This is a genomic window from Marinobacter iranensis, assembly GCF_029207565.1.
GTDB lineage: Bacteria > Pseudomonadota > Gammaproteobacteria > Pseudomonadales > Oleiphilaceae > Marinobacter > Marinobacter iranensis.
In genome coordinates, this window is sequence record NZ_JANCMW010000002.1 from 242878 (window position 1) to 258534 (window position 15657).

Sequence of the window (15657 nt, forward strand, 5' to 3'; positions counted from 1 at the left end):
GTAATGCTCAGTTACCGGAAGACTCACCCAGTGCCGTATCCAGCTTTTCGTCCATGGCGTTGAGGATCGAGCTGGAGGCGTCTGACATGGTGTCGCGCTCAAGCATTTCATGGGTGATGTTCAGGGCTGCCATCACGGCGATACGCTCGGTGCCAAACACTTTGCCGCTGGCACGGATTTCCCGCATTTTTATGTCCAGGTGCCTGGCGGAGCGGAGCAGGGCCTCCTGCTCTTCTTCCGGGCAGGCGACCAGGTATTCCTTGTCGAGAATCTTGACTTCGACGGTTGTCGGCTGCTTTGGCATCAATGGTGCTCCAGGGCCCGGAGGCGGCCTATCATGGCTTCGATCTTGTTTTTGGCAAGATCATTCTTGTGCATGAGCTGCGCCCGCTCGCGGTTCCAGTCGTCCTGCAGCTCGCGCAGCATCGCGTTGTCACGTTCCAGTTTGCGACAGTGTTCAATCAGCCTGTCGAGTTTGTCCGCCAATGCCTGTAGTTCGGACTGTTCCATGAGTCGTCCAACGCCTGTATCAAAGAAGTGAACTAACTATAAGTGTGGACTGCAAGCTGGTCAATTTACAGGGATGTCATGGCCCGTGATGCGTGACCTCCGTCACTCCGGCACCACATGGCCCAACCCCTGCTTGCGGCTGCCACGCCAGGCCTGGAGGGCCGGAATCAGGCCCACAATCAGTGACGCCAGGGGCACGCAGGCGATGATCAGCCATTCCGTCGTGTTCAGTGGGCGCAGGCCGACCTGGATGCCCCAGGTTTCCAGCAACCAGGGGCTGAGCCCGGCAATGCCGGCCGCCCCGGCGAGCACCGCAAGCCCGCAGGCCGCCACCGCCAGTATCACACATTCGATCACGTGCAGTGCGGCAATCAGCATGGGTGAGGCGCCGGTGGCCCGGAGAATCGCGATTTCCTGTCTTCTTTGTACCTGCAGGGTGAGCAATACCGCAACGAGCCCGATCAGGCTGGTCACCACCACAAAGCCGGTAATGCCCAGCAGGGCTTTTTCAAACTGGCCCATGATCCGCCACAACTCGCTGAGCGCTACCCCCGGAAGAATGGCCGACAGGGGTTCGAGCTGTGACTCGTTGATCTGGCGTTGCACCTGAAAGGTCAGAACCTTGCGGTCAATACCCACCAGCGCGGCGGTGATGGCGTCCGGCGTCAGGTTGCGCTCCCTGGCCTGCTCCGGGGTGACGGTCCGCCCCGGAATAGCGACGCCGGATTCCCAGCCGATATGGATGGCTTCCAGGCCTTCCAGGCTGACGTAAACGGCCTGGTCAACCGGTGTGCCGGTTGGTGCGAGTATGCCGGTGGCCGTGAACGGGGTGTCCTTGTGGTTGGAAAAGCTGGTCTTGCCGCCGCCATGGGAGAGAATGATGTCATCACCAAGTTGGTGGCCGTGCTTGCGGGCCACCTGGGCTCCGAGTACTACTTCGAAAATATCGCCAAACCATTCACCTTCAGCCAGTTCGGGCTGCTGGTCCCTGCCATAGCGAAAATGTTCCGGGAATTGCTCATTGGTACCGACCACCCGGTGCCCGCGATAGCTGTCTCCCAGGGAAATGGGTACCAGCCAGCCAATGCGCTGGTCTTCCCGCAGCTGTTGGTAGGTGCTCCAGCGAATGTTATTGGTGGCATCGCCGATGTGGAAAATGGTGTACAGAAGCAGGTTTAACTGACCGCTTCGTGCCCCCACGATCAGATCCGTACCCGAAATGGTATTGGTGAACGACTGTTTGACCTCGGTGCGCAGGTATTGAACGCCCAGCAACAGGGTGATGCTGAGTGTCAGGGTGAGGGTGACCAGAGCCAGCACCCTGCGCCGGTACCACAGGCTTGCCATGGCCAATGAGAACGCCAGCCGGATCGTCATGGGGCCACCTCCAGGGCCAACTGGTGGTCAAACCGTTCCGCCAGGCTCTGGTCATGGCTGACAAATACAACGGATGAGCGCTTTTCCGCCGCCAACCCGAGCAGCAACTCGATAAAACGGTCGCGGTTGTAGGAGTCCAGGGCGGAGGTGGGTTCGTCCGCCAGGATCAGTTCCGGGGCCCCGGTCAGTGCCCGCGCGGCGGCCACCCGTTGCTGTTGGCCGACGCTGAGGCCGGTGACACGTCGGTGCCAGTGGCTCTGTGGAATACCCAGGGCGGTCAGCAGGGATTCCGCCTCTTCCCGTGGCGTGGGCAGGGCTCGCGAGCGGCGCTTACGGGAAAGCCGGCAGGGCAGCATAACGTTGTCCAGTGTGGTCAGGTAGGGCACGAGGTTGAACTGCTGGAAGATGACGCCCATGTGGTCGGCCCTGAAACGGTCCCGCTGGCCATTGGTCAAGCGGGACAGCTCTGTGCCCAGCAGTGTCAGTTCGCCGGTTGCAGGCACAATCAAGCCACCCAGAAGGCTCAGAAGTGTGCTCTTGCCGCTGCCACTGGGGCCTCGCAGGAACAGGTGCTCACCGCTGTTCAGCGTCATATCCGGGTAGCTGATTGGTGGCTGGGTCTGGTCCCAGCGAAAGCTCAGGTTGCTGAGATGAAGGGCTTGCCGTGGGGTTGGGGAATGATCCTCCGGCCAGTCTGTCTTGCTGGTCATGTCAGGCATTGGTCATCCGGTGTATGATTCCTGCATTGTTTCAGGAGTAATCCGTTTTATGGTTCACAATCTTAAAGTCGCCGGACAGCGTAAGCGACTTGCGGTGCCGCTGTCTGTAGTTATTGCCCTGGTGTTCACCGCAGCGCTGAGTATGGTCACAACAGCCAGCGCCAAGGAAGCCACCGCTGAGATCGACTGGCTGGAGCTGATGCCCGCGGAGGATCTCAATCTGCTCGAAAATATGCCAGAAGTCACCCACGAAGGTGATGGGCCCACCACGCTGCCGGACGAGATCATGACCGGCCGTGTGGTGCCGGAAATGGAGGGCCGCTCCGGCCGGATTCCGGGCTTTGTGGTGCCACTGAAAACCACCGAGGATATGCGCATTCTCGAGTTCTTCCTGGTGCCTTACTACGGCGCCTGTATCCATGTGCCGCCCCCGCCACCGAATCAGATCATCCACGTGAAGTACAAAAAGGGCTTCAAGCTGGAAGCACTCTACGATCCGGTGTGGATTGAGGGCACGCTGCAAATTGAGAGGATCGAGAACGATATCGCCTCGTCCTCATACTCCATCGTTGCGGAAAACGTCACGCCCTACGAAGAATAGGGCCATTGCAGGGCGTGATGCGTTCATTCGTTAACGGTGAATGTCCGGGTTGAGGGCGTCAGCCGGGCGCTCCCCTGACCGGAAGGGCTCACCCACTCAACGGTGAGTTCCTCCATGGCCTGGAACCTGTCCATCAGTGCGGATGTGAATTCCTGGCTAGCCCCGATGCGGCCGCATTCCAGTTGCTGGGACACATCGTATTCCCGGTGCGTGGTTTTCCCCTGTTCATGTCCGCCATGATCGTGGTGGTCTTCGTCGTGATCGTGGTGATCATCATGGTCATCCTCGCCATGGGCTTCCATGTGCCCTCCCAGTTCAACAGCCGCAGCCGTTACGCGGCAGTCGGCGGCCGGTGTGCTGACCAGTGGGGTGGTTTCCAGCCAACGGTTGATGTCTGCCAACTGGCTTTTCTCGCCCCCTGTGCGGGCTTCATGTTCAAATCCGGCGAGGTTAAAGGCCGGTGAGTTGAACATCAGATCAATGCGGTTCTCCTCCACCGCCATCTGCAACCGGGCGTGGCCGTGTTCATGGGCACCGGGGTTGTCGGCGGCAAGCGCGGGCGCCGCCAGGAAGCCGGTTGCAAACAGGCAGCCCAGTGCCAGCAATGGGCGTGGACGGCCGGGGAAGGCGGGCATTGGAATAGGCATAAGGCTGTACTCTCGTTGGTTTTGGTATGTTATAACATAATTTACTCTTTCCGCGTCCGGAATCAAGAGGGCAAGTGCCTTAACCGCGGCTGAATGCTAGGATAGGGCCTTCACTCATCGATACAGGACCGTCCCGTTTCATGTCCGAAACCGACACCTCCAACGCCCGAGCCGTGGCCTTCGAGCGCTGGGCAAACGTGTTTACCGCTCACAAGGCTTTCAGCCATCCGTCCGAGCTTCACGGAGTTCTATGTGGCCGGCTTGCCGCTGGCGCCCGTATAGAGGAAGAGGAGTGGCTGTCCATGGTTTGTGAGCACATGGGCCTGCCCCGGACCGCAACCGACGAATCGGACGATCTACGGGAATTCATGGCGTCTGCCTATAGCCAGACGCTGGAGTTGCTCAAGGCCACCGATATGAGTTTTCAGCCCTTGCTGCCTGATGACGATTACGCCATTGAGCAACGTCTGGAAGCACTCACGTCCTGGGTGCGTGGCTTTCTCGAGGGTATGGCGCTCTCCGCCGGCCAGTCGCTGGGAGAGGCGCCGGACGAGATCCGCGAGCTGATTGAAGACCTGGTGGCCATCAGCCAGGTTGCCGACGATGACGAGCCGGATGATGAGAGCGAACAGCAGCTGATGGAAATTGTCGAATACGTAAGGCTGGGTGCGCTTGCGGTGTTTACCGAGTTCAACCCACCGGAAAAGCCGTCACCGAATACCCCGACGCTGCACTGAGTTACGTTACGAAATGTGGGAGAAAGCATGGCCTCACTGATACCCATCAAGGAATTCAACGATCGCCGGCGCCGGCTGATGGAGCGGATGGCGCCAGACAGTATTGCCATCCTGCCGGCCGCGCCGGAGCGGGTGCGCAACCGGGACGTGCTGCATCCGTTTCGCCAGGACAGCGATTTCCATTACCTGACCGGGTTCGGCGAACCGGAAGCGGTTGTGGTGCTGATTCCGGGTCGCGAGCATGGCGAATCCGTGCTTTTCTGCAAGGAGCGGAACCCGGAAAAAGAACTCTGGGACGGTTTTCTGGCCGGCCCCGAGGGCGCCATTGAGACATTCGGCCTGGATGATGCCTTTCCGATTTCCGATATCGACGACATCCTGCCGGGCATGATCGAAGGCCGTAGCCGGGTGTACTACCCGCTGGGCAAGGACCACAATTTCGATGCCAAAGTGATGGACTGGGTCAAGGTTATCCGCAGCAAGGTGCGTACCGGGGCTCATCCGCCCGGGGAATTTGTTGCCCTGGAGCACCTGCTCCATGACCTGCGGCTGTACAAGAGCGCTGCTGAAATCAAGGTGATGGCCAAGGCGGGCGAAATCAGCTGCGAGGCCCACAAGCGGGCCATGAAGCGTGCACGAAAGGGCGGCTACGAGTACAGCCTGGAGGCGGAACTGATCCATACCTTCATGGAAAACGGTGCCCGTTCCACGGCCTATCCGTCCATTGTGGGCGGCGGCCAGAACGCTTGCGTACTGCACTACATCGAGAACAGCGCCCCGCTGCAGGAAGGGGACCTGGTGCTGATCGATGCGGGCTGCGAACTGGAGTGTTACGCCTCTGACATCACCCGTACCTTCCCGGTGAACGGCAAGTTCAGCAATGAACAGAAGGCCCTGTACGAGGTTGTATTGGCGGCACAATACGCGGCCATTGAAGAAGTGCGCCCGGGCAATCACTGGGACCACCCCCACCAGGCCGCGCTGAAAGTGCTGACCCAGGGACTGATTGATCTGGGCCTGCTGAAGAACACCACCGTGGAGCAGGCTATTGAGGAGCAGGCATTCAGGCCCTTCTTCATGCACCGCACCGGACACTGGCTGGGGATGGATGTGCACGATGTCGGCGACTACAAGGTAGGCGACGCCTGGCGCCAGTTGGAGCCAGGTATGGCATTGACCGTTGAGCCCGGGCTGTACATAGCGCCAGACAACACCGACGTGGATGAGAAATGGCGCGGTATCGGCATCCGCATCGAAGATGATGTGGTAGTGACAAAGGAAGGCTGCCGGATACTGACCGACACCGCCCCCAAAACCATCCCCGAGATCGAAGCGCTGATGGCCGACTGACCGTGAACCAGCACGATACCGACATCATCATCGCCGGTGGCGGGCTGGCGGGAGCCACGCTGGCACTGGCGATGGCGCGAACCCTGCCGCAACTGCGGGTGACCGTGGTTGAGGCGTTTCCGCTGTCGCCGGATGCACTGCCGGACAGCTACCAGCCCAGCTACGACGCCCGCTCCACTGCGCTGGCCTGGGGATCGCGGCTGATCTTTGAAGAACTGGGGCTGTGGCAACGGTTGTCGGAACACGCAACACCTATCCGCCATATCCACGTATCGGATCGTGGCCATTTTGGTGCCACGCGCCTGAACGCGGCCGATCATCACCAGGAAGCCCTCGGTTACGTAGCGGACAATCGCTGGATGGGGTTGTGCCTGATGCGGGAACTGCTGAAGACCGGAGTGGTCTGGGAAGCGCCAGCAGAAGTGACGGACATGCAGCCCTTGCCGGGTGGCGTCCGTGTCACGCTGGGCGCCGAGTCAGGCCAACGAGAACTTAGTGCCCGGTGCCTGGTGGTGGCTGACGGCGGTCGTTCCGGGTTGCGGGAAAAGCTGGGTTTCCGGGTTAATGAACAGGCTTACGACCAGCATGCGCTGATCGCCAATGTTTCCACTTCCCACAGCCATGACTACACTGCGTACGAACGATTCACAGACGCCGGCCCGATGGCACTGCTGCCCCATGGTTCACCGACCCGTGCGGGAAATACCGCTGCCCTGGTGTGGACACTCGACAACCATGCCCTGGACGATCTCCTGGCCCTCAGCGACGACGACAAATGTCAGCGCCTGCAACAGCGGTTTGGCTGGCGCTTGGGGCGGTTTACCCGCATTGGCGAATGCAGCCATTACCCACTGACCCTGAAAACCGTGGATGAGTCCGTTCGCCCCGGCGTTGTGCTGGTGGGCAATGCGGCGCATACCCTGCACCCGGTTGCCGGGCAGGGCTTTAACCTCGCCCTGCGTGGGCTGATGGCCCTGGTGGAGCAGTTCCGGGTGGCCACCCAGCGGGAGCTGCCCCTGGGTAGCCTGCCGGTGCTGAAAGACTATCAGGCCCGTCATCGCCAGGACTGGCAGCAAACCGTGCGGTTTTCCGACTCCCTGATTCAGCTCTTTGGTAATCACCTTCCCCTGGTGACCACTGCCCGTGACGCTGGGCTGATGGGGCTGGACCTCCTGCCCGGCGCCAAGCGCTGGTTTGCCCGCCAGGCCATGGGTATGGGTGGTCGCAGGGCCGACATTCGCACGCCCGGAACCCTTTCTACGGAACCTGGCAACCATGACTGAGCAGGCTCATTTCGACATCCTGGTGGTGGGCGGTGGCATGGTAGGTTCCGCCCTGGCGCTGGGGCTGTCACGGCAGGGCTGGAACGTGGGTCTGGTGGAAGGCAGCGAGCGCGAGACGCTGTTGCAGGCACCGGCCGAAGCCACGGATGTGGACGGTTTTGATCCCCGCGTCAGTGCGATTTCGGTGGCCAGTCAGCGCCTGCTCGAACAACTGGGCGTGTGGGGGGCGATAACGGCCGGCCGCCATTGCCCTTACCAGACCATGATCGTGTGGGATGGCGATGGCACCGGGCGCATTCAGTTTGAAGCGGCAGAGCTCAGGGCTCCGGCGTTGGGCACCATTATCGAAAACCCTCGTATTGTGCGGGCGCTGTTTTCTGCTCTGGCCGATAGCAGCGTTGGGCTGATTGATGGTGTCAGAGTCACCGGCTGGTGGCAGGACGAAGACGCCCGTGGTGTCCGGCTTGAAAACGGCCAGTCCCTGGGTGCAAGGCTTGTAGTGGCGGCCGATGGTGCTCATTCCCGCCTGCGCCAGTGGGTGGGGTTGCCCACCCGCGAATGGGATTATGGCCAGCAGGCGATTGTCTGCACGGTGCGGACCGCCCAGAGTCATCGCTTTACCGCCTGGCAGCGCTTTTCCCCAACCGGGCCACTGGCGTTCCTGCCGTTGCTGACGGAATCCGGCGATGAGCATTTCTGCTCGATCGTGTGGTCCCAGGACACCGAAGAAGCTCGCCGCCTGATGGCGCTGGGCGACAGCGCCTTCAGGGCAGAACTTGAAAGCGCGATCGAGCGCGAGTTGGGGGCGGTGGAAGTGGTCTCGCGGCGTTACGCTTTTCCTCTGCGCCAGCGCCATGCCAAGGATTACATCGCCACCGGATTTGCCCTGGTGGGCGATGCTGCCCATACCATCCATCCCTTGGCCGGGCAGGGGGCAAATCTGGGCTATGGTGATGTTCGTGCGTTATTGGATGAGCTGGCGCAGGCCAGAAAGGCCGGTATAGATCCTGATAATGAGCTGACCCTGGCCCGTTACCAGCGTCGCCGCAAAGGTGAAAACCTCGCGATGATGGCGGCCATGGAAGGCTTCAAGCAGCTGTTCGGCCGGGATGAACTGACCGTACGCTGGCTACGCAATACCGGAATGCGCTGGCTGAACCAGCTCGGTCCGATCAAGAACCGCATTGCCGCTGAAGCCATGGGGCTGGATACCTGATGGTGGCTTGCAGCGGTTGTTACCCAGTTAGTTAAACCTCAAAGGAATGCGTCATGGCTGCTAGCAGTCTTCTTGTATTGATTGATGATATTGCCACGGTCCTGGACGACGTGGCGTTGATGACCAAGGCGGCCACCAAGAAAACCGCCGGTGTACTGGGGGATGACCTTGCCCTCAATGCCCAGCAGGTCACCGGTGTGAAGCCCGCCCGGGAAATTCCCGTTGTCTGGGCGGTGGCGAAGGGCTCGATGGTCAACAAGGCCATTCTGGTTCCGGGCGCGCTCGCCATCAGTTTCTTTGTGCCTTGGTTGGTGATTCCCCTGTTGATGCTGGGCGGTGCCTTTCTCTGTTTTGAGGGCTTTGAGAAGCTCGCCCATCGGTTCCTGCACAAACAGGAAGGTGAGCAGCACAAGGCAGAGCTGCACGAAGCCCTGAAGGACCCTGGTGCAGATATGAAGTCCGTCGAGAAAGACAAGATCAAAGGGGCGATTCGTACCGACTTTATCCTGTCCGCTGAAATCATCGCGATCACGCTTGGAACGGTAAGCAGCCAGGGTATTGGTATGCAGTTTCTGGTGCTGACGGTGGTGGCCGTGATGATAACCATCGGTGTCTACGGGCTGGTGGCTGGCATCGTGAAACTGGATGACGGTGGCCTGTACTTGAGTAAAAAAGAGAGCCCGTTCGCACAGCGAGTGGGAGAAGCTATCCTTTGGCTGGCACCCTGGATGATGAAAACCCTGTCTGTACTGGGCACCATTGCGATGTTCCTGGTGGGCGGCGGCATTCTCACCCACGGGTTGCCTCCGGTGTACGAGGCCATTCACCACTTTGCGGAAGGTGTCGGTGGCGTTGCCCAGGCCATCATCCCGGTCGTTGCCGACGGCCTGTTCGGTGTTGCGGTGGGCGCATTACTGGTGGCGGTGATCACGCCCGTTGTGAAGTTCTGGCAAAGTCGTTCAGCCTGAGCTACCCGCAGGCATCAAACAGGCGGCTGACCAGTACCGGAACCGCCGTTTCCACCCTGAGGATCCGGCTGCCAAGGTGCACCGCTTCGCAGCCGGCCTCGACCAGTTTGTCCACTTCGTAGGGAATAAAGCCGCCCTCCGGGCCGATGCAGAGGCTGGTCGGGCCATTGATATGGGCCGGGCAGGGCGTGCCGGCGCCAGGGTGGGCAACCAGCGCACGGGTGTTTTGCAGCAGTGTCGGTAGCTCATCTTCCACAAACGGCTTGAACAACTTGCGGATATGAACCCGGGGCAGGAGCGTGTCCCTGGCCTGCTCCAGGCCGAGCACCATGTTCTCCCGCAGGTTTTCCTCCGACAGCCAGGGGGTCTGCCAGAAGCTTTTCTCCACCTTGTAGGCGTTGATCAGCCAGATGTCCTTGACGCCCAGGGTGGCGCAGGTCTGTAGTACCCGGCGGAACATTTTCGGCCGCGGCATGGCCATAATCAGGGTCAGTGGCAGTGGTGATGGCGGCGGGTCGGTCAGTTCAACCTCGACGACAGCCTGGGCATCGGTGAGCTGCAGGATGCGGCCGGTGCCGATATCGCCATTCACCCGGCCCACCGGAATCAGATCCCCTTCTGCCACTTTCAACACGGAATGCAGGTGTGACAACCGGCGCCCGGTCAGCAGCGCCCGGTTGGCGGCGACAAAGTCATCGTCGAACAGCAACGCCAGGTTCATTCGTCGGAGACTTCCCCGGTGTCCGGGTCTTCCACTTCGCGCCTGGCCAGGCGACCAAACAGGATGCCCAGTTCGAACAGCAGCCACATGGGCACGGCCAGCAGGGTCTGCGAGATGATGTCCGGCGGGGTCAGCAGCATGCCAATCACAAAGCAGCCCACCACGATGTAGGGGCGCTTTTCCGCAAGGTCCTCAGGGGTGGTGGCTCCGGTCAGGATCAGCAGGATGGTGGCGATGGGTATTTCGAAGGCGACGCCGAAGGCGAAGAACATTTTCAGCACGAAATTCAGGTAACTGTTGATATCCGGTAACTCGACAATGCCTTCAGGGCCGATGGCGGTGAAGAAACCGAAGACCAGGGGAAACACCACGAAATAGGCAAACGCCGCACCCAGATAGAACAGGATGACCGAAGTGAACAGCAGCGGAAACGCCAGTTTCTTCTCATGGGCATACAGGCCCGGCGCGATAAAACTCCAGAGCTGGTAGAGAATCACCGGTATCGCCACGAAGACCGCCAGCACCAGGGCGAGTTTCAGTGGCGCGAAGAAAGGCGAGGTGATGTCGGTTGCGATCATGGTCTGACCGACCGGCAGAAGATCTCGCAGGGGTTGTGAGACCAGCAGGTAGAGCTCGTTGGCGAACGGGTAGATAGCGGCAAAACAGATGATCACCGCCAGTACCATTTTCAGCAGGCGGTTGCGCAGCTCCAGCAAATGCTCGATCAGTGGCATTTCCGGTTGTGAGTCGTCCGGGCTGCGGGTGTTTTTGCCGTCGGGCTGGGTGGTCATGAACGGTGTTCCGGCGAGCTGTCCTGTGGTTTCGGGTCGTCAGGGTTGTCCGCGTCTATGGAGGCATGGCCGGAGCCGTTGGCCGAGGTCGGGTCCTCCTCCGGGTCGAGCTCGGGTTCTTCCGGTTCGGCGACACGCCGGGTGGCGGGTGCCGGCCGGGTTTTGGGCTTTTCGTCGTCGGAGAGGACCATGTGTTCGTACTTCTTGGCCTCATCCAGTGCGCCACGGACCGACTTCTGGACATCGTCCAGGCCAATGTCGCCGGCCTTGCGCAACTCTTCCCGCAGCTCTTCCGCCTTGAGCTGGCGGTCGAGCTCCGAGGAAAACTGGCTGACCATGCGCCGGGCACCGCCAATCCAGCGCCCGGCTGCCCGGGCCGCTGTCGGCAGCCGCTCGGGGCCGAGAACCAGTAACGCGATGACGCCGCAGATCAGCAGCTCGACAAAGCCGATATCAAACATTCAGCCCGTCTCAGCTGTGGGACTTGTCCCGTGGTTTTTCTTCGGCGCGGGCCTCGTGAGCCTTTGCGTCGACATCTTCTTCAATGGCGTCCGGGTCTGCATCCTTTTTGTCTTCATCGCTCATGGACTTCTTGAAACCACGAATGGCGCCGCCCAGGTCACTGCCGATGTTGCGGAGCTTTTTGGTTCCGAATAAAAGGATAACAATGCCAAGTACGATTAGGAGTTGCCAGATACTGATGCCCATGCCGGGACCCTCGTCTAAATGTTTCTGTTACGTTTGATTGTACGCCACATCCGGGGCCTTCCGGAAACCCTCTTCAGAGGTATCCCCGTTATTGGTCCCGGGAGGCTTTTTCTTCAAGGCCTGACAGGTCAAAGCGACTGGCCAGCTCATCGATGACATCCTTGGGGCCCAGGCCGAGCCGGGACAGCATTACCATACTGTGGAACCAGAGGTCGGCGGTCTCGTAGACCACGTCCCGGGTTTCGCCGGAATGCTCCGCGTCCTTGGCGGCAAGCAATGTCTCGGTGCACTCTTCGCCCACCTTTTCCAGGATCTTGTTGAGGCCCTTCTGGTGCAGGCTGGCAACGTAGGAGGTTTCCGGATCGGCTTCCTTGCGGGCTTCCAGTACCTGGGCCAGTTGTTCGAGAATGTCACTCATCGTTGCTACCTCCCTGTTTGTGCCCGTAGATCGCGTGAGGGTCCCGGAGCACCGGGTCCACGCTTGTCCATTTGGCGTTTTCCAGCCTTCGATAGAAGCAGCTGCGGCGGCCGGTGTGGCAGGCAATGCCGCCTTTCTGCTCAACCTTGAGAAGAATCACGTCTTCATCGCAGTCCAGCCGAATTTCCGAGATTACCTGCTGGTGGCCCGAGGTTTCACCCTTGCGCCACAGCTTTCCCCGTGACCGGGACCAATACACGGCCTGGCCTTCCTCGGCGGTCAGCCTGAGAGACTCGGCGTTCATCCAGGCCATCATCAGGATATCACCGGTGGCGGCATCTTGGGCAATGGCGGGCACCAGCCCGTCCGCGTTCCAGCGTATTTCGTCCAACCAGTCAGGCGCCCCGACTGTAGCTTCTGAATCTTGCATTTGTATGACGTCCGTCAGTTTTTGCGTACGCTGCCGGCAATCAGCCAGGCAGCCGCGGCCAGCAGGGCCCAGCCGTGAGCCGGCATGGTCTGGGCGATGGTGGCAAGGTCGTGGTCGATGCTCAGCCAGGCCACTCCAGCCAATGCCGCCGCGGCCAGCCCCCTGCGCCAGCGCCGGTCGGCCCGGGCCCGGTTTTCGGCAATAAGCTCCAGTGTAGCGCGGCTGGGCTGGTCGTTGGAGCCCGAATTGCGCAGTTGTACCAGCGCATCATGGACCAGTTGCGGCATTTCAGGCGACTGCTCCAGCCACGCCGGCAGGTGTGATTGCAGCGACTTGATCAGGCCGGAAGGGCCGATGCGCTTGCGCATCCAGGTTTCCAGGAAGGGTTGCGCAGTGCTCCACAGGTCCAGGTCCGGATAAAGCTGGCGCCCCAGGCCTTCCACATTCAACAGGGTTTTCTGCAGCAGTACCAGTTGCGGCTGCACCTCCATGTTGAAGCGTCGGGCAGTCTGGAACAGTCGCAACAGGAAATGGCCAAAAGAGATATCCTTCAGCGGTTTCTCGAAAATGGGTTCGCAAACGGTGCGGATGGCGGCCTCGAATTCGTTGACCCGGGTATCCGGTGGTACCCAGCCGGACTGGATGTGCAATTCCGCCACCTGGCGGTAGTCGCGGCGGAAGAACGCCAGCAGGTTGCGGGCCAGGTAGCTCTGGTCGTCCGGTGCCAGGGTGCCGACGATGCCGAAGTCGATGGCAATGTACTTCGGGTCCGCCGGGTTGCTGACGTCCACGAAAATATTGCCGGGGTGCATGTCGGCGTGGAAGAAGCTGTCGCGGAAAACCTGGGTGAAGAAGATTTCAACGCCTTTCTCCGCCAGTACCTTCAGGTCCACACCGGCTTCCTTCAGCGCCGGAATATCCGCGATGGGGATGCCGTGGATACGCTCCATCACCAGCACCGACTTGCGGGTGTAATCCCAGTCGATGGAGGGAATGTAAATCAGCGATGAATTCTCGAAATTCCGCCGCAACTGGCTGGCGTTGGCGGCTTCCCGCTGCTGGTCCAGTTCGTCGTGAATGGTGGAGTCGTAGTCCGCCACCACATCCACCGGGTGCAGCCGCCGGCCTTCGGACCAGTAGCGCTCCAGCAACCGGGCCATCATGTACATCAGTGCCAGATCCTGACGGATGACACGTTCGATGTCAGGGCGTATGACTTTTACCACCACCTGTCGGCCATCACGGAGGGTGGCGGCATGAACCTGCGCCACCGAGGCGGAGGCCATGGGCTCCCGGGAGAACTCGGCGAACAGTTCCGCCACCGGCGCACCGAGGGATTTTTCGATAATGCCCTGGGCCACCTCGCCGGGGAAGGGAGGCACCCGGTCCTGCAGATTCTTGAGGGAGAGCGCCATGTCGTCCGGCAGCAGGTCCCGCCGTGTGGAGAGAATCTGGCCGAACTTGACGAACACTGGCCCCAGTTCTTCAAAGGCCAGACGCAACCGATCACCCCGGTCGAGCTTCGGCTGGGGAAACAGGTGCCAGGGTGCCAGCAGGAAAAACAGCTTCAGCGGGAGCGGCAGTTCCGCCAACGGCAGAAAGATATCCAGCCGGTAACGGCAGAAGACCCAGGCAATGCGGAACAGGCGTTGCAGGCGCGTCACGGCGTCTCCGGTTGGTCTTGTTGATTGGGTTTTTCCAGTCGCTCGATTCGGGCTTCCAGGCGTTCGGTTTGTAGGTTCAACTGGTCGATATCCGTGAAGGTGGCTTCCAGTTCCCGGCGCCCGGGCAGGCTGCGGCTTTCCTCGTGAATATACTCTTCGATATTGGCATTCAGGGAGGCGAAGGCCTGCCGGCTCCAGCGTACGGCGCCGCGAATGCGCTGGCCGACAAAGTGTGCGGGTACATCGCCAATGTAGGCAGCCATGGCGGCCTCCCAGTCCGGATTGAGCTGGTCGATGGCCCGCTGGAACTGGTGCGCCAGTGCGGTGTCGCCGGTCACCTGAATGCGTCCTTCGCTGAATACCTGGTCATCACCGGTTGCCAGCGCGGCGAAGGCCATGGGCCGGCCAGACAGTACCAGCGCCGGTGCCTCTGAAGGCTGGCTGGCCACCTGAACCCGGCCCGCGGCCTGTTGCAACACCAGTGTCAGACCGAGCCCGTCCAGCGAAAACTGTACCGGCCCCGTGAGCGCCGACATCAGTGCCTGCTTTCCGGCCGGGTCCAGTTCCAGGGCGCGGTTGAGCGCGCGCTCGATGATGGCGGTAACGGCGGACAGCGAGGTAGGGCCGGGAAACATCAGGGCTTGATTCCCACGTGCAGGGCGACCACGCCGCCGGTCATATTGTAGTACTTGCAGTTCACCAGGCCGGCCTCTTCCATCATCGACTTGAGCGTGTCCTGATCCGGATGCATGCGGATGGATTCGGCAAGGTATTGATAGCTGTTGGAATCACCGGCGATCAACTGGCCCATCAATGGCAGGGCGTTGAACGAGTAGACATCGTACGCCTTGCTGAGCAAAGGGTTTTTGGGTTTGGAAAACTCCAGCACCATCACCTTGCCGCCGGGCTTCAATACGCGGGTCATATCCCGCAGGGCCTGATCCTTGTCGGTGACGTTACGCAGGCCGAACGCAATACTGACGGCGTTGAAACTGTTGTCCAGGAATGGCAGGTGTTCGGCGTCCGCCTGGACGTATTCAATGTTGCCAGCGTAGCCGCGATCCATCAGTCGGCCGCGGCCAACCTGCAGCATGGAGGCGTTGATGTCGGCCAGCACGACTTTGCCAGCAGGGCCGACCAGGTCGGAGAACTTCATGGTGAGGTCGCCGGTACCGCCGGCGATGTCGAGCACCTGATGGCCTTTGCGTACGCCGGAAAGCTCAATGGTGAAGCGCTTCCAGAGGCGGTGGATTCCCATGGACATGAGGTCGTTCATCAGGTCGTACTTGCCCGCCACGGAGTGGAAGACTTCCGCCACCTGGCCCGCTTTCTGGCTTTTCGGCACATTGCGGAAGCCAAAGTGGGTGACCTCGTCTTTTGGCGTCTCTGGTTGCGGCTGGTTGGCAGACGATTGTTGCTCGCTCATGGCTGGGTCCTGTCAGAATCTGAACCCCGTATTCTAACGCCTGCGGGGGTGGCTACAAGTTTAATGCCGCCTTACACTGTAAAACCTTCTT

Annotated in this window: 20 protein-coding genes; 6 read left to right on the top strand and 14 right to left on the bottom strand. The window is 60.6% G+C overall.

What is annotated here, in order from left to right; genetic code table 11:
• Positions 1-7: 7 nt before the first annotated feature.
• The 4 genes from NLU14_RS04370 to NLU14_RS04385 all read right to left on the bottom strand — a co-directional run bounded on the left by NLU14_RS04370 (position 8) and on the right by NLU14_RS04385 (position 2597).
• The gene (locus tag NLU14_RS04370) at positions 8-304 is read right to left on the bottom strand and encodes a cell division protein ZapA (RefSeq protein WP_275704953.1); all 297 of its coding nucleotides are present in this window, start codon (positions 302-304) and stop codon (positions 8-10) included.
• Positions 304-510: a TIGR02449 family protein gene (locus NLU14_RS04375; RefSeq protein WP_007153200.1), complete on the bottom strand. Its 207-nt coding sequence runs from the start codon at positions 508-510 to the stop codon at positions 304-306. Before NLU14_RS04375 ends, NLU14_RS04370 begins: the two co-directional genes overlap by 1 nt.
• A gap of 102 nt (positions 511-612) precedes the next feature.
• Positions 613-1887, bottom strand: a complete 1275-nt coding sequence (locus NLU14_RS04380; RefSeq protein ID WP_275704954.1) for an ABC transporter permease — start codon at positions 1885-1887, stop codon at positions 613-615.
• Entirely contained in the window at positions 1884-2597 is a 714-nt protein-coding gene (locus tag NLU14_RS04385; RefSeq protein ID WP_420845039.1) for an ABC transporter ATP-binding protein, read from the bottom strand. The genes NLU14_RS04380 and NLU14_RS04385 overlap by 4 nt, the downstream gene beginning before the upstream one ends.
• A 151-nt stretch (positions 2598-2748) precedes the next feature.
• Between NLU14_RS04385 and NLU14_RS04390 the strand changes: the two genes are divergently transcribed.
• Positions 2749-3207: a DUF3299 domain-containing protein gene (locus tag NLU14_RS04390; RefSeq protein WP_275705361.1), complete on the top strand. Its 459-nt coding sequence runs from the start codon at positions 2749-2751 to the stop codon at positions 3205-3207.
• A gap of 23 nt (positions 3208-3230) precedes the next feature.
• Here NLU14_RS04390 and NLU14_RS04395 read toward each other — a convergent pair whose 3' ends face one another.
• Entirely contained in the window at positions 3231-3854 is a 624-nt protein-coding gene (locus NLU14_RS04395) for a ZrgA family zinc uptake protein (RefSeq protein WP_275704956.1), read from the bottom strand.
• Between the two features lie 140 nt (positions 3855-3994).
• On the opposite strand from NLU14_RS04395, the gene NLU14_RS04400 reads away from it, so the two are divergent.
• Genes NLU14_RS04400 through NLU14_RS04420 form a run of 5 tightly spaced genes read left to right on the top strand, consistent with a single transcriptional unit; the run spans position 3995 to position 9408 of the window.
• Positions 3995-4591 carry a UPF0149 family protein gene (locus tag NLU14_RS04400; protein ID WP_275704957.1) on the top strand — a complete coding sequence of 199 codons (597 nt, stop codon included), beginning with the start codon at positions 3995-3997 and terminating at the stop codon, positions 4589-4591.
• Between the two features lie 27 nt (positions 4592-4618).
• A complete protein-coding gene (gene pepP, locus NLU14_RS04405; protein WP_275704958.1) occupies positions 4619-5941 on the top strand; it encodes a Xaa-Pro aminopeptidase in 1323 nt (440 codons plus the stop codon).
• Positions 5942-5943: 2 nt separating this feature from the next.
• A complete protein-coding gene (gene ubiH / locus NLU14_RS04410) occupies positions 5944-7224 on the top strand; it encodes a 2-octaprenyl-6-methoxyphenyl hydroxylase (protein WP_275704959.1) in 1281 nt (426 codons plus the stop codon).
• Positions 7217-8440, top strand: coding sequence for a UbiH/UbiF/VisC/COQ6 family ubiquinone biosynthesis hydroxylase (locus NLU14_RS04415; RefSeq protein WP_275704960.1), 1224 nt, complete (start codon positions 7217-7219; stop codon positions 8438-8440). The genes ubiH and NLU14_RS04415 overlap by 8 nt, the downstream gene beginning before the upstream one ends.
• 53 nt (positions 8441-8493) lie before the next feature.
• On the top strand, positions 8494-9408 hold the full coding sequence (locus tag NLU14_RS04420; RefSeq protein ID WP_275704961.1) for a DUF808 domain-containing protein: 915 nt from the start codon (positions 8494-8496) through the stop codon (positions 9406-9408).
• Position 9409: 1 nt separating this feature from the next.
• On the opposite strand, the gene NLU14_RS04425 is transcribed toward NLU14_RS04420, so the two are convergent.
• The 9 genes from NLU14_RS04425 to ubiE form a co-directional block, all read right to left on the bottom strand.
• Positions 9410-10129 (bottom strand): 16S rRNA (uracil(1498)-N(3))-methyltransferase, encoded by a 720-nt coding sequence (locus NLU14_RS04425; protein WP_275704962.1) that lies wholly within the window; start codon positions 10127-10129, stop codon positions 9410-9412.
• On the bottom strand, positions 10126-10920 hold the full coding sequence (gene tatC, locus NLU14_RS04430) for a twin-arginine translocase subunit TatC (protein WP_275704963.1): 795 nt from the start codon (positions 10918-10920) through the stop codon (positions 10126-10128). Before tatC ends, NLU14_RS04425 begins: the two co-directional genes overlap by 4 nt.
• Positions 10917-11381 carry a Sec-independent protein translocase protein TatB gene (gene tatB / locus NLU14_RS04435; protein WP_275704964.1) on the bottom strand — a complete coding sequence of 155 codons (465 nt, stop codon included), beginning with the start codon at positions 11379-11381 and terminating at the stop codon, positions 10917-10919. Before tatB ends, tatC begins: the two co-directional genes overlap by 4 nt.
• Before the next feature lie 10 nt (positions 11382-11391).
• Positions 11392-11628 (bottom strand): Sec-independent protein translocase subunit TatA, encoded by a 237-nt coding sequence (tatA, locus tag NLU14_RS04440; protein ID WP_275704965.1) that lies wholly within the window; start codon positions 11626-11628, stop codon positions 11392-11394.
• Between the two features lie 88 nt (positions 11629-11716).
• On the bottom strand, positions 11717-12046 hold the full coding sequence (locus NLU14_RS04445) for a phosphoribosyl-ATP diphosphatase (RefSeq protein WP_036210485.1): 330 nt from the start codon (positions 12044-12046) through the stop codon (positions 11717-11719).
• Positions 12039-12476, bottom strand: coding sequence for a phosphoribosyl-AMP cyclohydrolase (gene hisI, locus NLU14_RS04450; RefSeq protein ID WP_275704966.1), 438 nt, complete (start codon positions 12474-12476; stop codon positions 12039-12041). Before hisI ends, NLU14_RS04445 begins: the two co-directional genes overlap by 8 nt.
• Positions 12477-12490: 14 nt before the next feature.
• Positions 12491-14140 carry a ubiquinone biosynthesis regulatory protein kinase UbiB gene (gene ubiB, locus NLU14_RS04455; RefSeq protein ID WP_275704967.1) on the bottom strand — a complete coding sequence of 550 codons (1650 nt, stop codon included), beginning with the start codon at positions 14138-14140 and terminating at the stop codon, positions 12491-12493.
• The gene (locus NLU14_RS04460; RefSeq protein WP_275704968.1) at positions 14137-14775 is read right to left on the bottom strand and encodes a ubiquinone biosynthesis accessory factor UbiJ; all 639 of its coding nucleotides are present in this window, start codon (positions 14773-14775) and stop codon (positions 14137-14139) included. Before NLU14_RS04460 ends, ubiB begins: the two co-directional genes overlap by 4 nt.
• On the bottom strand, positions 14775-15566 hold the full coding sequence (ubiE, locus tag NLU14_RS04465) for a bifunctional demethylmenaquinone methyltransferase/2-methoxy-6-polyprenyl-1,4-benzoquinol methylase UbiE (RefSeq protein WP_275704969.1): 792 nt from the start codon (positions 15564-15566) through the stop codon (positions 14775-14777). Before ubiE ends, NLU14_RS04460 begins: the two co-directional genes overlap by 1 nt.
• Positions 15567-15657: the final 91 nt, after the last annotated feature.

Bases quoted from the DNA above. Each gene is read 5' to 3' on its own strand.
- NLU14_RS04460 (WP_275704968.1), bottom strand. From the start codon at position 14,775: ATGTTTCCCGGCCCTACCTCGCTGTCCGCCGTTACCGCCATCATCGAG.
- NLU14_RS04390 (WP_275705361.1), top strand. From the start codon at position 2,749: ATGGTCACAACAGCCAGCGCCAAGGAAGCCACCGCTGAGATCGACTGG.
- hisI (WP_275704966.1), bottom strand. From the start codon at position 12,476: ATGCAAGATTCAGAAGCTACAGTCGGGGCGCCTGACTGGTTGGACGAA.
- NLU14_RS04445 (WP_036210485.1), bottom strand. From the start codon at position 12,046: ATGAGTGACATTCTCGAACAACTGGCCCAGGTACTGGAAGCCCGCAAG.
- tatB (WP_275704964.1), bottom strand. From the start codon at position 11,381: ATGTTTGATATCGGCTTTGTCGAGCTGCTGATCTGCGGCGTCATCGCG.
- NLU14_RS04425 (WP_275704962.1), bottom strand. From the start codon at position 10,129: ATGAACCTGGCGTTGCTGTTCGACGATGACTTTGTCGCCGCCAACCGG.
- NLU14_RS04385 (WP_420845039.1), bottom strand. From the start codon at position 2,597: ATGACCAGCAAGACAGACTGGCCGGAGGATCATTCCCCAACCCCACGG.
- NLU14_RS04400 (WP_275704957.1), top strand. From the start codon at position 3,995: ATGTCCGAAACCGACACCTCCAACGCCCGAGCCGTGGCCTTCGAGCGC.
- NLU14_RS04380 (WP_275704954.1), bottom strand. From the start codon at position 1,887: ATGACGATCCGGCTGGCGTTCTCATTGGCCATGGCAAGCCTGTGGTAC.
- pepP (WP_275704958.1), top strand. From the start codon at position 4,619: ATGGCCTCACTGATACCCATCAAGGAATTCAACGATCGCCGGCGCCGG.
- tatC (WP_275704963.1), bottom strand. From the start codon at position 10,920: ATGACCACCCAGCCCGACGGCAAAAACACCCGCAGCCCGGACGACTCA.
- NLU14_RS04420 (WP_275704961.1), top strand. From the start codon at position 8,494: ATGGCTGCTAGCAGTCTTCTTGTATTGATTGATGATATTGCCACGGTC.
- NLU14_RS04395 (WP_275704956.1), bottom strand. From the start codon at position 3,854: ATGCCTATTCCAATGCCCGCCTTCCCCGGCCGTCCACGCCCATTGCTG.
- tatA (WP_275704965.1), bottom strand. From the start codon at position 11,628: ATGGGCATCAGTATCTGGCAACTCCTAATCGTACTTGGCATTGTTATC.
- NLU14_RS04375 (WP_007153200.1), bottom strand. From the start codon at position 510: ATGGAACAGTCCGAACTACAGGCATTGGCGGACAAACTCGACAGGCTG.
- NLU14_RS04370 (WP_275704953.1), bottom strand. From the start codon at position 304: ATGCCAAAGCAGCCGACAACCGTCGAAGTCAAGATTCTCGACAAGGAA.
- NLU14_RS04415 (WP_275704960.1), top strand. From the start codon at position 7,217: ATGACTGAGCAGGCTCATTTCGACATCCTGGTGGTGGGCGGTGGCATG.
- ubiE (WP_275704969.1), bottom strand. From the start codon at position 15,566: ATGAGCGAGCAACAATCGTCTGCCAACCAGCCGCAACCAGAGACGCCA.